Raw genomic sequence first — 16,471 nt, 5'->3', positions numbered from 1 at the left:
GCGCCATTTCCGGGCCGGCCGCTGTAAAGCCCGATGTGCATGCTTCGATACTCGCATCACGGTGGATCGAGGTTTTTCATGAGTTCGCGGAACGCCCCCCTTTGATTCGTAGTGTGGGCCCGGTCGCGACTGCCGTGCCACATCGGAGGGCGATCTCTGCCGCTTTCGACGCGTCTACCCAATCGGAGTGCATGGAAATGGCTGATCGGAATGGATTGCATTTGCCGCTGACGGCCGCTCAGCACGGAATGTGGCTGGCACAGCAGGTGGATCCGGACAATCCGATGTACAGCATCGCCGAATGCGTCGAGATAGCAGGCGAAATCAACGCCGGGCTCTTCGAGGTCGCGCTGCGCCGGGTGGTCGACGAGGCCGAGACCCTCCGGGTCCGCCTCGGCCACGGCCCCGACGGGCCGGTGCAGTCGGTCGTGGAGAACCTGGACTGGCCGTTGCACCGCGCCGACTTCAGCGCCGACGACGACCCCGCGGCCCGGGTCGAGGAGTGGATGCTGGCCCGGGTGCGCGAGCCGGTGCGGCTCGGCGACGGGCCGCTGTTCACGTTCGCCCTGCTCACCCTGGCCACCGACCGGCACACCTGGTTCAGCCGGGTCCACCACACCATCGTCGACGGCTACAGCTGGTCCCTGATCGTGTCCCGGACCGCCGCCCTCTACACGGCCCTGGCGGCCGGTGGGCAGCCGCAGCCGAGCGGCTTCGGCACCCTGGCCGAGCTCGTCGAGCTGGACGCCGAGTACCGGCGGTCCGAGCAGTTCAGCGCCGACCGTGCCTTTTGGTCGCAGCGACTGGCCGGCGTCACCGAACCGGTCGCCCTGGCCGGCCGCCCTGCCCGGGTGCCCGCCGACCACGTGCGCCAGGCCGGACCGGTCACCCCGGAGCAGGCCAAGGCGCTGCGAGACCTCGCCCGCGAGACCGGGGTGAGCTGGCCCGCCGTGGTCGTGGCGGGCATCGCCGCGCACCTCGCGCAGTTGACCGGCGCCGACGACGTCGTGCTGGGGCTGGCGGTCAGCGCCCGGGCTGGCCGGACCGGGCGGATGCCGGGCATGGTGTCCAACGCCCTCCCGCTGCGCCTGCGCCCCGAGCCGTCCGCCACCGTCGGGGCCTTCCTGCGCTCGGTCAGCGAACAGCTGCACGAGGCGCTGCGGCACCAGCGTTATCGCTACGAGGACATCCACCGCGACCTCGGCCGCGTCGGCGACCGCAAGCGGTTGTGGGGTCCCGAGATCAACCTCATCATGTACGGCGAGCGACTCTCCTTCGCCGGGAACCCGGCCACCGTGCGCGGCTTCTCGGTGGGGCCGGAGGAGGACCTTTCCCTGGTTGTCGACAACCGGGCCCCCGGCCCCGGCTTCGTCCTCGACTTCCACGCCAACGCCGACCTCTACACCTCCGAGTCGGTCACGCACCACAGCGACGCGATCGTCGGCTTCCTCTCCGCCCTGGCCGCCGCCGCGCCGGACGACCGGCTGGACTCCATCGCCACCAGCCGGCCCGTGGGCTGGGTGCCCCCGGCCACCACCGAGGACCCGGTCGCCGCGCCGGCCCCGGCGCCGTACCGCGCCCCGCGCACCCCGCGCGAGGAGGCGCTGTGCGCGATGGTGGCCGACGTGCTCACGGTCGACCGGGTGGGCATCGACGACGACTTCTTCGCCCTCGGCGGGCACTCTCTCAGCGCCATCCGGCTGCTCGGGCGGATCCGCGAGACCTTCGGGGCGGAACTGTCCATCCGTACCGTCTTCGAGACCCCGACCATCGCCGCGCTCGCCGGGCGCCTCGACGGGACCGCCGCGCGCCGGCGTGCCCTGGAGCCTCGCACCCGTCCGGCCGAGCTTCCGCTCTCCCTGACCCAGCAGCGCCTCTGGCTGGTGAACCGGCTCCAGGGGCCCAGCGGTGCCTACAACATGGGGCTCGCGCTGCGGCTGACCGGCCGGCTCGACCGTGCGGCGCTCGCCGCGGCGGTCCACGACGTCCTCGAGCGTCACGAGAGCCTGCGGACGACCTTTCCCGAGACCGACGGGACACCGCGCCAGCACATCCGCACGCCCGCCGAGGCCGCCGCGGAGGTGGTGCTCGTGGAGTCGGCCGTCGACGCCGCCCTGGTCGACGCGGCGGTCGCCGGCGTCGTGGCCGAGGGCTTCGACCTCACCCGGGAGCTCGCCGTGCGGCCCCGGTTGCTCGTCCTCGGGCCCGAGGACCACGTCCTGCTGATCGTACTGCACCACATCGTGGCCGACGGTCTCTCGCTGGCCCCACTCGCCCGCGACCTCGGGTTCGCCTACACGGCCCGCACGTGCGGCGAACTCCCGGCTTTCGCGCCGATGCCGATCCAGTACGCCGACTACACCCTGTGGCAGCAGGCGGAGCTGGGCGACGAGAGCGACCCCGCAAGCATCCTGGCCCGCCAGCTCGACTACTGGAAGCAGACCCTGGCCGGGCTGCCCGAGGAGCTGGAGCTGCCGGTCGACCGGCGCCGGCCCAGCGAGCTGAGCCAGCGCGGCGACATCGTCCGCTTCGAGATCGACGCCGCCCTGCACCACCGGCTGGCCGAGCTCGGCCGGGCGCACCGGGCCAGCCTGTTCATGGTGCTGCAGAGCGCGGTGGCCGTGCTTCTGTGCAAGCTCGGCGCGGGACAGGACATCCCGTTGGGCAGCGCCGTGGCCGGGCGCGGCGACGCCAGTCTGGACAGCCTGGTCGGCTGCTTCGTAAACACCGTCGTGTTCCGCAACGACCTCACCGGCAACCCGAGCGTCGGCCGCCTCATCGACCGCGCGCGGGAGATGTCGCTTTCCGCCCACGCCAACCAGGACGTGCCCTTCGAGCGTCTCGTCGAGGCCCTCAACCCGGAGCGCTCGCTCGCCCGCAATCCGCTGTTCCAGGTCATGATGGACGTGCAGACGCCCGCCGAGTCCACCCTGGAGCTGCCGGGCCTGAGCACGACTCCGCAGCAGGTCGACCCCGGCGTCACCAAGATCGACTTGCTGTTTGGGCTGGACGAGCGCTCGGCCGGGCACGAGGCCGCCGCCGGTATCAGCGGCCGGCTGGAGTACAGCACCGACCTGTTCGACCGGGCCACCATCGAGACCATGTGCGCCCGCCTCGTGCGGGTCCTGGAGGCCTTCACCGCCGACCCCGAGCAGCGCATCGCCGACATCGACGTCCTCGTCGGCGACGAGCGGCGGCTGCTCGACGAGTTCGGCCACGGCCCGCGGGGCGAGGCGGACGTGCTGCTGCCCGGCCTCCTCGAGCGGCAGGCCGCGCTGACTCCCGAGGCCCCGGCCCTGGTCGAGGGCGACCGCACCTACTCCTACGCCGAGCTCAACGCCCTGGCCAACCGGCTGGCCCGGCGGCTGATCGCCGCGGGGGCCGGCCCCGAGCAGCGGATCGCCGTGCTGCTGCCCCGCTCGGCCGAGCTGGTGGTGGCGCTGCTGGCCGTCCTAAAGTCCGGCGCGGCCTACGTGCCAGTCGATCCGGACTACCCAGCCGAGCGGATCGCCTTCATGCTCGCCGACGCCGCCCCGGCCCTCGTGCTGGCCAGCCCGGAAACGGACGTCCCACCGGGAACGCCGGCGCTCGACGCCACCGAGGTGCTGCGCACGGCGGCGCCGGACCCGGGCGACCCGTCCGACGCTGACCGGTCGCACCCGCTGGACCCGGCCCACCCCGCCTACGTGATCTACACCTCCGGCTCGACCGGACGGCCCAAGGGCGTCGCAGTGACGCACCGGTCGGTCGCCGTCTACCTGCAGTGCGCCCGCGACAGCTACCCCTCGGTCGCGCGGGGCACCCTGCTCCACTCGCCGGTCTCCTTCGACCTGACCGTCACCTCGCTGTACGCCCCGCTCATCGCGGGCGGCACGGTGCGGGTGACCGCTCTCGAAGGACCGGCGACCGGCGCCCCGCGCCCGGCGTTTCTCAAGGCCACCCCGGCCCACCTGGCCCTGCTCGGCGTGCTGCCCGAGGAGCTCTCGCCCCGCGAGGAGCTGATCGTGGGCGGCGAGATGCTGCTCGGCGAGGCGGTCGAGGAGCTTCGCCGGCACCGGCCGGGGTTCGCGGTCGTCAACGAGTACGGGCCGACCGAGGCCACCGTCGGCTGTGTCGAGTTCAGGATCGGGCCGGCGGACCCCGTCCCCGGTGGACCCGTGCCGATCGGCCGGCCGATGCGCAACTCGACCATCCGGGTCCTCGACGCCGCGCTCGGCACCGTGCCGCCCGGCAGCTCGGGCGAGATCTACATCGGGGGCGGACAGCTGGCCCGGGGCTACCTGAACCGGCCGGGGCTGACCGCCGATCGCTTCGTCGCCGACCCGTACGGCCCGCCCGGCACGCGCATGTACCGCACCGGTGACGTGGGCCGCTGGCGCACCGACGGCCTGCTCGAATACCTGGGCCGCGTCGACGACCAGATCAAGCTCAACGGCTTCCGGATCGAGCTCGGTGAGATCGAGGCGGTGCTGGCCCGGCACCCGGCGGTCGCCCGGTCCGCCGCCACGGTGCGCGAGGACGTGCCCGGCCACCGCCGGCTCGTCGGTTACGTCGTACCCGGCGAGGGCCGGACCCCAGACGGGGCCGGGGTGCTGACGTGGGCTGCGGAGACGCTGCCGGCCTACATGACGCCCGCGGCTGTCGTCGTGCTCGACGCCCTGCCGCTGTCCCCGAACGGCAAGCTCGACCGCGAGGCGCTGCCCGCGCCGGAGCCCGAGGCCGAGGGCGCCGGCGCCGCCGACCGGCCGCGCACCCCGGCCGAGGAGGTGATCGCCGGGCTCTTCGCCGAGGTGCTCGGCCGCGAGAGCGTCGGCCTGCACGACAGCTTCTTCGAGCTGGGCGGCGACAGCATCGTGTCGATCCAGCTGGTGTCGCGCGCCCGCCGCCAGGGGCTGGTCTTCTCGCCCAAGGAGGTGTTCGAGCTCAAGACGGTGGCCGCGCTGGCCGCCGAGGCCACCGCAACGGCCCCGGCCCAGGCCGACGAGAAAGCGGGCCTCGGCGCGTTCCCCGCGACGCCGATCATGCGCTGGCTGGAGGAGCGCGGCGGCCCGGTCGACGCCTTCCACCAGAGCGCCCTGGTCCAGACCCCGGCCGGGCTCGGCCAGGACGAGCTGGCCCAGGCGCTGCAGGCCGTGCTCGACCGTCATGACGCCCTGCGTACCCGGCTGGACCGGACGGGCGACGGCGGCTGGACGTACACGATCCCCGGCCGGGGATCGGTCGCGGCAGCCGCTCTGGTGCACCGGGCCGACATCGCCGGGCTCCACGGCGCGGCGCTGCGCGCCGTGCTCGAGCGGGAGGCCCAGGCCGCCTGGCACCGGCTGGACCCCGCGAGCGGCGTGATGGCCCAGCTCGTCTGGTTCGACGCCGGGCCGGCCACCCCGGGCAGGCTGCTCTTCGCCGCCCACCACCTGGTCGTGGACGGCGTGTCCTGGTCCATCCTGCTGCCCGACCTGCGGGCCGCCTGGGAGGCAATCGCCGCCGGCAAGAAACCCGAGCCGGCGCCGGTGGGCACGCCCTGGCGGCGCTGGGCCGAACTGCTCACCGGGCAGACCGCGGCCCGGGCCGGCGAACTGGCGCACTGGGAGCGGGTGCTCGCCCTGCCCGCCCCGACGCTGGCCGACCGGCCGCTCGACCCGGCCCAGGACACCGCGTGCGCCGCCCGGCGGCTCACCTGCACGCTGTCCGCCGACATCACCGGACCCCTGCTCGACCGGGTCCCCGAGGCCCTGAACGCGAGCGCCTACGAGGTGCTGGTGGCCGCGCTGGCCATCGCCCTGGAGCACCACGCGCTCCGCCGGGGCGGCACCGGGGTCCTCATCGACGTCGAGGGCCACGGCCGGCAGGAGATCAGCGAAGGGCTGGACCTGTCCCGTACGGTCGGCTGGTTCACCACCATCCGCCCGGCCCGCTTGCGCCCGGGCGTGGACGACTGGGGCGCGCTGTGGGCGGGCGGGCCCGAGGCGGGCCGCGTGCTGCGCGCGCTCAAGGAGCAGTTCAGGGACGTGCCCGATGAGGGCATCGGTTACGGCCTGCTGCGCCACCTCGACGCGGACGCCGGGCCCCGGATCGCGGGCCTCGCCGAGGCCCCCGTGCTCTTCAACTATATGGGCAGGGCCGAGGCCGCCGGCGGTGACTGGTCGCCCGCGCCGGAGGTCGACACGGTCTTGGCCGCGGCGGCCGACCTGCCGCTGTCGCACCTGCTGGAGATCGACGCGGTCGTCCGCCCGGAAGCGGACGGGCCTCGTCTGACGACGTTCTGGACCTGGCCGGAACGGTTGCTGCCGGAGGCCGACGTCCGCGCCTGTGCGGACACCTGGTTCCGCGCCGTACGCGCGCTTACCGAACACGCCGAGCGTCCGGACGTCGGCGGCCACACCCCATCGGATCTGGCGCTGGTGGACCTGTCCCAAGACGAGATCGACGGGCTCGAAGACGAGTGGAGGACGCTGTAATGAAGAGGTCGGGTCCCGAGGACATCCTGCCGCTGTCACCGCTGCAGGAGGGCCTTCTCTTCCACGCGCTGTACGACGACTCGGGCAACGACGTCTACACCGTGCAGGTCGTGCTCGACCTCGGCGGCGGCCTCGACGCCGCGGTGCTCCGGGCCACCGCCCAGGCGCTGCTACAGCGCCACGCCAACCTGCGGGCGGGCTTCCTGCACCCCAAGCAGAGCCGCCCGGTGCAGGTGATCTCGCGCAGCGTCGAGACGCCGTGGTCCGAGAGCGACCTCAGGGCGCTCGGGGACACCGCTCGGGCCGCGGAGCTGGAGCGGATCCAGGCCGAGGAGAAGGCCTACTCCTTCGATCTGGCACGGCCGCCGCTGATGCGCTTCCGGCTCGTGCGTCTCGCCGACGACGCGTACCGGCTGCTCTGCACCTTCCACCACATCCTGCTCGACGGCTGGTCGACCTCGGTACTGCTGGGCGAGCTGCTGGAGGTGTACGCCAACGGCGGTGACGCCTCGGTGCTGCCGCCGGTCACCCCGTTCCGCGACCATCTCGCTTTCCTGGCCCGGCAGGACCGGCCGGCGTCGGAGCAGGCCTGGCGCCGGACGCTGGCCGGGATCGACGCGCCCACCCGCCTGGTCCCCTCGGACCCGGCCCGCGAGGTCGTCCACCCCGAGCAGCTCGTCCTCGAACTGTCCATCGAGGAAACCGAGGCGCTTTCGGCCCGCCTGCGCGCGGAGAGCCTCACCTTCTCCAGCGCCGTGCATGGCTCCTGGGCGCTGCTGCTGTCGGTGCTAACCGGCCGCCAGGACGTGATGTTCGGCACCGTCGTGTCCGGGCGCCCGCCGGAGGTTCCGGGCGTCGAGCGGATGGTCGGCATGCTCATCAACTCGCTGCCGGTCCGGGTCCGGCTCGGCGGCGGCGACGCGCTCGGCGACGTCCTGGCCCGGCTGCAGGGCGAGCACCTGGAGATGATGAACCACCAGTACACCGGGATGCGCGACATCCACCGGCTCTCCGGGCACCCCGAGCTGTTCGACACGTACGTGGCGTTCGAGAACTTCCCCTTCGACCTGCAGGGGCTGCGCGACCTCGCCGGCGACCTGACCATCGACGGGTTCGATGTCCTGGACGCCAACCACTACCCGCTGTGCCTCGTCTCCCACGTGTACGAGGGGAAGCTGCGGCTGCTGCTCAACTACCGGCCCGACCTGTTCCGCCCCGAGCAGGTCGGCGTGATCGGCGCCCGGCTGGTGCGGATCCTGCAGTCGATCACCGCGGACCTCACGCAGACCGTGGCCGGGCTCGACGTGCTGACCGACGGCGAGCGCGAGCGTCTGGTCGTCACCAGCGGCACTGTCGGTACCGCCGTCGCTCCGGCCGCCTTCCCCGAATTGTTCGCCGCCCAGGTGGCGCGCACGCCGGACGCGGTCGCCGTGGAGTCCGCGGACGTGTCCCTGTCGTACGCGGAGCTCGACGCGCGCACCGATGCCCTCGCCAACCGGCTGACCGCCGAGGGGGTCGGTCCCGAGGCGATTGTGGCCCTCGTTCTCGGCCGCTCGGTGGAGTTCGTCGTGGGCTCCCTGGCCGTGATGAAGGCCGGGGCGGCCTTCCTGCCGGTGGACCCCGACTATCCAGCCGACCGGGTGACCTTCATGTTCGACGACGCCCGGCCGGCGGCGGTGCTCACCTCCGCCCCGTACGAGCAGGCGGTGCCCGGCTCTGCGGGCGTGCCCGTGCTCGTCCTGGACCCGGCGGGCCGGCCGGTGGACGGGGCGGCCACCCGGCCCGCACCCCGGGCGCCGCTTCCGGTGGCCGCACCCGCCTACGTCATTTACACCTCCGGCTCGACCGGCGTACCCAAGGGCGTCGTCGTCAGCCACGTGGGACTCGCCGCGTTCGCCGCGACCGAGCGGGAACGGTTCGCCGTGACGGGCGACAGCCGCGTCCTGCAGTTCTCCTCGCCCAGCTTCGACGCGTCGGTGCTCGAGCTGTGCATGGCCCTGACCTCCGGCGCCGCGCTCGTACTGCCCGCGCCGGGCCCCCTCGTGGGCGAGCCGCTGGCCGAGCTGATCGCCGACCGGCGGGTGACCCACGCGCTGATCCCGCCGGCCGCGCTGGCCAGCATCCCTCCCGTGGACCTGCCCGGCTTCGCCTGCCTGATCGTCGGCGGCGACGCCTGCCCGCCCGAGCTGGTGACGCGCTGGGCCCCCGGCCGCCGCATGGTCAACGCCTACGGTCCCACCGAGTCGACAGTCGCGGTCTCCATCAGCACCCCGCTCGAGGCCACCGGCGGCGTTCCACCGATCGGCGCCCCCGTGCACGACACCCGGGCGTACGTACTCGACAGCTCGCTGCGGCTGGTTCCCCGGGGCACCGAGGGCGAGCTGTACGTCGCGGGCGCGGGACTGGCCCGCGGCTACCTGCGCCGGGCCGGGCTCACCGCCGAGCGCTTTGTGGCCAACCCCTTCAGCGCCACGGGGGAGCGGATGTACCGCACGGGCGACCTCGTCCGGCTGCGGGAGGACGGGCAACTGGAGTTCGCGGGCCGGGTCGACGACCAGGTCAAGGTTCGGGGCTTCCGGATCGAGCTCGGCGAGATCGAGAGCGTGCTGGTCCGCCACGCCAGTGTGGACCGGGCCGCCGTGATGGCGCACGAGACCGGCTCGGGTGGCAAGCAGCTCGTCGCATATGCCGTCCCGGCCGGCGCCGGTCCGATCGACGCCGAGGCGCTGCGGGCGCACGTCGCCGGGCTGCTGCCCGAGTACATGGTGCCCTCACTCGTCGTCGCCCTCGACGCCCTGCCGTTGATGATCAACGGCAAGCTGGACCGTAAGGCCCTCCCCGCCCCGGATGTCGCGGCGACCGTGGGCCGGGCGCCCGCCGACGCCCGCGAGGAGCTGCTCTGCCGGCTGTTCGCCGAGGTGCTCGGCGTGGAGCGGGTGGGCGTGGAGCAGAGCTTCTTCGAGCTCGGCGGCGACAGCATCGGCTCGATCCAGCTGATCAGCCGGGCCCGTAAGGCCGGGCTCCGCTTCACCCCGCGCGACGTGTTCACCCACAAGACCGTGGAGGCCCTCGCCGCGGCCGCCACGGAGATCACGGCCCCGACGCGCCGGCCCGCCGTCTCGGACGGCGTGGGCGGTGTGCCGCTGACCCCGATCATGCACTGGTTCAGCGAGCACAGCGGTCCCGTGGACCCGTTCAACCAGGCGATGTCGCTCGCGGTGCCCGCGGGTCTGACCACCGCCCAGGTCACCCGGGTGCTGCAGACCTTCCTGGACCACCACGACGCCCTGCGCCTGCGGCTCACCCGCATCGAGGACATCGGCGAGTGGACCCTGGAGATCACCGCGCCCGGTACCGTCGCGGCCGCCGAGTCGCTGTACCGGGTCGATGTCGCGGGACTCGACGCGGACGCGTTGCGCGCCGTGACCGAGCGGGAGTTCATCGCCGCCCAGAACCGGCTCGCCCCCGAACGGGGACGCATGGTCGAGGCCGTCTGGTTCGAGTCCGGCCCGGACCGGCCCGGGCGTCTGCTGCTGGTCATCCACCACCTCTCGGTGGACGGGGTCTCCTGGCGCATCCTGCTGCCCGAGTTCACCGCCGCGCTCGAGGCCGCCGCCGCGGGAACCGATTTCACCCCCGAGCCGGTCGGCACCTCCTTCCGCAGCTGGGCCCGGCAACTGGCCGCGGCCGCCGGTGAGCCCGACCGCATGCGTGAGCTCCCGCTGTGGCGCTCGATGCTCGCCGAGCCCGACCCCTTGCTCACCGACCGCCCCCTCGACCCGGCGACCGACACCCTGGCCACCGCGGGGCACCTCACCCTGCGGCTGGACGCCGACGTCACCGAGCCGCTGCTGGGCCGGGTGCCGGCCGCCCTCAGCGCCGGAATCAACGAGGTCCTGCTGACCGCGCTCGCCGTGGCGGTGGCCGACTGGCGGCGCATCCGAGGATGCGGGGACAGTTCCGCCGTCCTGATCGGACTGGAGGGGCACGGCCGCGAGGAGATCGTCGACCGGGCCGATCTCTCGCGCACCGTGGGCTGGTTCACGAGCCTTTACCCCGTACGGCTGGACCCGGGCGAGGCAGGTGCCACCGCCCCCGTCACCGCGCTCAAGGCGGTCAAGGAGCAGCTGCGGTCCATCCCCGACAACGGGATCGGCTTCGGTTTGCTGCGCTACCTGAACCCGCGCACCGCAGCGGCCCTCGCCCGTTTCGCCGAGCCGCAGATCGGCTTCAACTACCTGGGCCGCATCGGCGGCGCCGACGACGGAACCGGCACGGACGGCCTGGGCGGCGGCGCCGCGGACGCGACCCCGCTGCCGTACACCCTCACCGCCAACGCGGTCACCGAGACCCACAGCGACGGGCCGCACCTCACCGTCACCTGGACCTGGCCGGGCGAGCTGCTCGCCGAAGCCGACGTGCGCCCGCTCGCCGACGCGTGGTTCAAGGCCCTGCGCACGCTGGTGGCCGAGGCCGGCCGGGCCGGTGGGGGCGGGCTCGGCCCGTCCGACCTGCCGCTGGTCGACCTTACCCAGGCCGAGATCGACCGGCTGGAGAAGGCCCAGCCCCGGCTGACCGACGTCCTGCCGCTCTCACCGCTGCAGGAGGGGCTGCTCTTCCACACCTCCTACGACCAGGCGGCCGAGGACGTCTACATCACCCGGCTGGCCCTGGACGTGCGGGGCGATCTCGACCCCGAGGCGCTGCGGGCCGCTGTCACGGGGCTGCTCACCCGGCACGCCAGCCTGCGCGCCTCCTTCCACCGCACCGAGGCCGGCGTTCCCGTCCAGCTGATCGCGGACGAGGCCGAGCTGCCCTGGACCGAGACCGACCTCAGCGCCCTCGACGAGCCGGGCCAGTGCGCCGAGCTGGACCGGCTGCTGGTCCGGGAGCGGTCCCTGCGCTTCGACCCGGAGCGTCCGCCGCTGCTCCGCTTCACCCTGATCAAGCTGGGGGACGGGTATCACCGGCTGCTGTTCGCCGCTCACCACCTGCTGCTCGACGGCTGGTCGGCGCCGATTCTGGCGGGCGAGCTCTTCGAGTTGTACGCTCATCGGGGCGACGCCTCCGCCCTGCCTCCCGTCGTCCCCTACAAGGACTACCTGACCTGGCTGTCCGAGCAGGACCGCAGCGTCGCCGAGGGCGCCTGGCGCGCCGCGCTGGCCGGTATCGACGAGCCGACCCTGGTCGCCCCCGGCGCGGCCGGCCACGCCGTCGCGCTTCCGGGACGGATCGTCGATGAGCTGCCGTCCGGCCTGACCTCCGCGCTCACCGAGGCTGCCCGCGCCCGCGACCTGACCATGAACGCCGTGGTCCAGGGCGCCTGGGGCCTCGTCCTCGCCGGCCTCACCGGCCGGGACGACGTGCTGTTCGGCGAGACGGTCTCCGGTCGTCCGCCGGAGCTGCCGGGCGTCGAGTCGATGGTCGGGCTGTTCAGCAACACTGTGCCGGTCCGGGTCCGGATCGACCCGGCCGTCTCCCTGGCCGACACCCTGACCCGGGTACAGGCGCAGCGCGTGGAGTTGCTGGCCCACCACTACCTAGGCCTGGCCGACCTGCAGCGGCTGGCCGGCCTGCAGACGCTGTTCGACACCGCCGTGGTCTTCGAGAACTTCCCCGCCGACCCCGGATCGCAGTCCGACGTGCACGGGCTGGCATTGAGCGAGGTCGACACCAAGGGGGACAACCACTACCCGCTCGGCATGGTGGTGATGCAGGACGACCACCGGATGGTCCTCAACTGGTACTACCGCGCCGACCTCATCGACGAGGAGCTGGTCACGTCGGCGACCCGGCAGCTGCGCGCTGTCCTGGAGGCCTTCACCACGACCCCGGACACCCCGGTCGGCCGGCTCAGCCTCCTCGGCGAACAGGAGGCGCGGGCCCTGACGACGGGTGCGGCGGGAGTCGCCGTGCCGCTGTCCCCGGCCCTGGTCGGTGAGCTGATCGAGGCTCAGGTCGCCCGCACCCCGAAGGCCGTCGCGCTGGTCGACGGCGTCTCCGAGTTTCGCTACGCCGAGCTCAACGATCAGGCCAATCGCTTGGCGCACACCCTGATCGACCGGGGCGCCGGCCCCGAGCAGTTCGTCGCCATCGCTATGGAGCGCTCGGCCGAGCTGGTCGTGGCGCTGCTCGCGGTCCTCAAGTCCGGCGCCGCGTACCTGCCGGTCGACCCGGCACAGCCGGCCGCGCGCATCAGCGGGCTGCTCGGCGACGCCCGGCCGCGGATCCTGCTCACCAACCGGGCCACCGCGGCCACGCTGCCTCGCCACGACGTCGACACCGTGGTGCTGGACGACGCGGCGACGGCGGCTCAGATCGCCGCACGCCCGGTCACCGACCCGACGGACGCCGACCGGTCGGCCCCGCTGACCCCTGACAACCCGGCGTACGTCATCTACACCTCCGGCTCCACCGGGGTGCCCAAGGGCGTCGTGGTCGAGCACCGTTCGGTCGTCGACTACCTCGGGTGGACCGCGCGGGCCTATCCCGGGGCCGCTGGCCGGGCGCTGCTGCACTCGCCGTTCACCTTCGACCTGACCGTGACCGCGCTGTTCACCCCGCTCACGGTGGGCGGCACTGTGCTGATCGCCGCCCTGAAGGAGGACCCGGAGCTTCTCGCCCGGCTGGCCGCCGCCCCGGTGACGTTCATGAAGGCGACTCCCAGTCACCTTCCGCTGCTCGGCGCCCTTCCCGCGGCCTACTCGCCCGGCGAGCTCCTGCTGGGCGGCGAGGCGCTGCTGGGGGAGGCGCTGGCCGCATGGCGCGAGCGTCACCCGGACGCCACCGTCTGGAACGTGTACGGGCCCACCGAGGCGACCGTTAACGTCACGGAGTTCAAGATCGAGCCCGGCGTGCCGGTCGACGCCGGCCCGGTTCCGATGGGTCGCCCGCAGGCCAACGTCCGGACCTACGTGCTGGACTCGGCGCTGCGCCCGGTTCCCGCGGGCGTGGCCGGCGAGCTGTATCTGGCCGGCCCCTGCCTGGCCCGCGGCTACCTGGGCCGGGCCGCGCTGACCGCCGAGCGGTTCACCGCCGATCCGTACGGGCCGGCTGGGTCCCGGATGTACCGCACCGGGGATGTGGCCCGCCGGCGCACCGACGGCAACCTGGTGTTCGTCGGGCGCGCCGATGACCAGGTGAAGATCCGCGGTCACCGGGTCGAGCTCGGCGAGATCACCGCCGCCGTCGCCGCCCTGCCGGGTGTCGGCGCGCAGGCCGTCGTGATCCGGGACGGCGCCGACGGCGGCCGGCTGGTCGCCTACACCGTGCCCGCCGCCGGCGCGACCCTCGACGGCCCGCACCTGCGCCGGCTGCTCGCGGAGACCCTGCCCGACTACATGGTTCCCGACGCCGTCGTCGTCCTCGACGCGCTCCCGGTCACCTCGCACGGCAAGCTGGACCGGCGGGCGCTGCCGGAGCCCCAGTTCACCGGGACCGCCGCCGTCCGCTCCGCGCGCACCCCGCAGGAGGAGATCCTGTGCGGCCTCTTCGGACAGGTGCTCGACCAGCCCGAGCCGGGCGTGGACGACGACTTCTTTGAGCTCGGCGGCAACTCGTTGAGCGCCGTCCGGCTGCTGAGCCGGGTCCGTTCCGCCTTCGGCTCCGAGGTCGACGTGCGCGCGGTCTTCGAGGCGCGCACCCCGCGACGGCTGGCCGACCTGGTCGGGCCCGGCGGTGCCGCCACCCGGCCCGCGCTGACCGCCGGGCCGCGGCCCGACGAGATCCCGCTGTCGTTCTCCCAGCGCCGGCTCTGGTTCCTGGACCGGCTGGACGGCGCGTCCGGTGCGTACAACATTCCGATCGGGATCCGGCTCCGGGGCGAACTCGACCTGGACGCGCTGCGCGCCGCCGTGGGCGACGTGGTGGCGCGGCACGAGAGCCTGCGGACCGTGTTCCCCGCCGTCGGCGGCAAGCCGCGGCAGTCCGTCCAGGACCTCGCGGCCGTCGAGGTGCCGGTGGAGATCGTCGAGGTCTCCCCGGAGCGGTCCGCGGACGCCCTGCGCGAGGCGGCCGCCCGCGGCTTTGACCTCTCCACCGAGATCCCGCTGCGGGTCACCCTGTTCGTGCTCGGCCCGCGGGATCACGTTCTGCTGCTGAACGTCCACCACATCGCGTCCGACGGGTGGTCCAACGCGCCGCTGGCCCGCGACCTGTCCGTCGCCTACACCGCCCGGCACGGCGGCCGGACGCCGGGCTTCGCCCCGCTGCCTGTGCAGTACGCCGACTACACCCTCTGGCAGCGCGAGCTGCTCGGTGACGAGGGGGCGGCGGACTCGCCGGCCGCGCGCCAGCTCAGCTTCTGGCAGGAGTCCCTGGCGGGCGCGCCCGCGGAGCTCGCGCTGCCCACCGACCGCCCCCGCCCGGCGGAGATGACCACCCAGGGCGCCACCGTGGAGTTCACCGTCGAGGCCGGCCTGCACGCCCGGCTCACCACCCTCGCCCGCACCCACCAGGTCAGCCTGTTCATGGTGGCCCAGGCCGGGCTGGCGGCCCTGCTCACCCGGCTCGGCTCGGGCACCGACATCCCGATCGGTACGGCCGTGGCGGGCCGGGCGGACGAGAACCTGGAGGACCTCGTCGGCTTCTTCGTCAACACCCTGGTGCTGCGCACCGACACCTCTGGGGACCCGTCCTTCGCGCAGCTGCTGCACCGGGTGCGGGCCGCCGACCTGGCCGCCTACGCCCACCAGGACCTGCCGTTCGAGCGCCTGGTCGACCGGCTGGGGCCGCAGGCCCGCTCGCTGGCCCACACCCCGCTATTCCAGGTCTTCCTGGCCTTTCAGAACAACACGGCGGCGCGGCTGGAGCTGCCCGGACTCGACGTCGAACCGGCAGGCATCGAGCTCACCTCGGCGAAGACCGACCTGGGGCTGGAGCTGCAGGAGAACGTCGGCGACGACGGGAGCCCGGCCGGGATGCGGGGCCTGATCAGCTACCGGACCGACCTGTTCGACCGGGCCACCGTCGAGACGATCGCGGCCCGGTTCACCGCCCTGCTCGACGCGGTGGCCGGCGACCCGGAGGTGCGGGTGAGCCGGATCGGCCTGCTCGGAGGGGCCGAGCGCGAGCAGGTGCTCGCGCGCTGGAACGATACCGCCCGGCCGGTCCTGGCGGAGACCTTCCCCGACCTGTTCGAGCGGCAGGCGGCCGCCACCCCCGAGAGCTCCGCGGTGATCGCCGGGGGCCGCGGGCTGACCTACGGCGAGCTCAACGCGCGGGCCAACCAGTGGGCGCACTACCTGATCGGCCTCGGCGCCGGACCCGAGGAGTTCGTGGCGGTCGCCGTGCCGCGCTCGGCGGACTGGCCGGCGATCACCCTCGGCGTCCTCAAGGCGGGCGCCGCTTACACGCCCGTCGACCCTGGCTATCCGGCCGACCGCATCGCCTACATCATCCGGGACGCGAGCCCCGCGCTGGTGCTCGCGGCCGGGGCCACGGCGACGAGCCCGGCCCTGACCGGCACGGTCGTGCGCGCCGTCGACGACGCTGAGGTGCGCGCACTCGTCGACGCGGCCCCGGTCACCGATCCCACCGACCGTGAGCGGGTCCGCCCGCTCGGCGTGGACCACCCCGCGTATGTCATCTACACCTCCGGATCGACCGGCCGGCCCAAGGGCGTCCTGGTGACGCACTGCGGCATCGCGAGCATGGCCGGAGCGCACGCGGAGAACTTCGGCATCGACCCGGCCAGCCGCGTCCTGCAGGCCGTCTCGCCCAGCTTCGATGTCTCCATGGCCGACCTGGCGATGACCCTGCTCACCGGGGCCACGCTGGTGCTGCCGGACACCCACCACGCGCCGGCCGGCGACGAACTGGCCGCGCTGGTCACCGGGCACGACGTCACCCATCTGCAGATCACCGCAGGTGTCCTGGCCACGGTGCCGCACACCGGGCTGGCCGGCCTGCGCACCCTCGCGGTCGGCGGCGAGGCCTGCCCGCCCGGCCAGGTGGAGTACTGGTCCCGGGGGCGCCGGATGCTCAACGTGTACGGCCCCAGCGAGACGACCGTCTGC

The 16,471-nt window shown here is 73.6% G+C and carries 2 protein-coding genes (1 of these 2 running past the window's edge); both read left to right on the top strand.

Annotated features, from left to right (window positions below):
* The first annotated feature begins 221 nt into the window (after positions 1–221).
* Positions 222–6,455, top strand: a complete 6,234-nt coding sequence (locus tag ABZU52_RS15245) for an amino acid adenylation domain-containing protein (RefSeq protein WP_354971657.1) — start codon at positions 222–224, stop codon at positions 6,453–6,455.
* A protein-coding gene (locus ABZU52_RS15240) for an amino acid adenylation domain-containing protein (protein WP_354971656.1) crosses the window boundary here: on the top strand, positions 6,455–16,471 show its 5' portion. The gene runs 5,469 nt beyond the window's last position; the window shows 10,017 of its 15,486 coding nt (coding positions 1–10,017); it begins with the start codon at positions 6,455–6,457; its stop codon lies beyond the right edge, outside the window. The genes ABZU52_RS15245 and ABZU52_RS15240 overlap by 1 nt, the downstream gene beginning before the upstream one ends.

Origin of the sequence: Micromonospora sp. NPDC005220, assembly GCF_040607895.1 — a bacterium.
Lineage (GTDB): Bacteria > Actinomycetota > Actinomycetes > Mycobacteriales > Micromonosporaceae > Micromonospora.
Note: the sequence above shows the minus strand (reverse complement) of the source record. Positions and strands in the feature narration are given on the sequence as shown.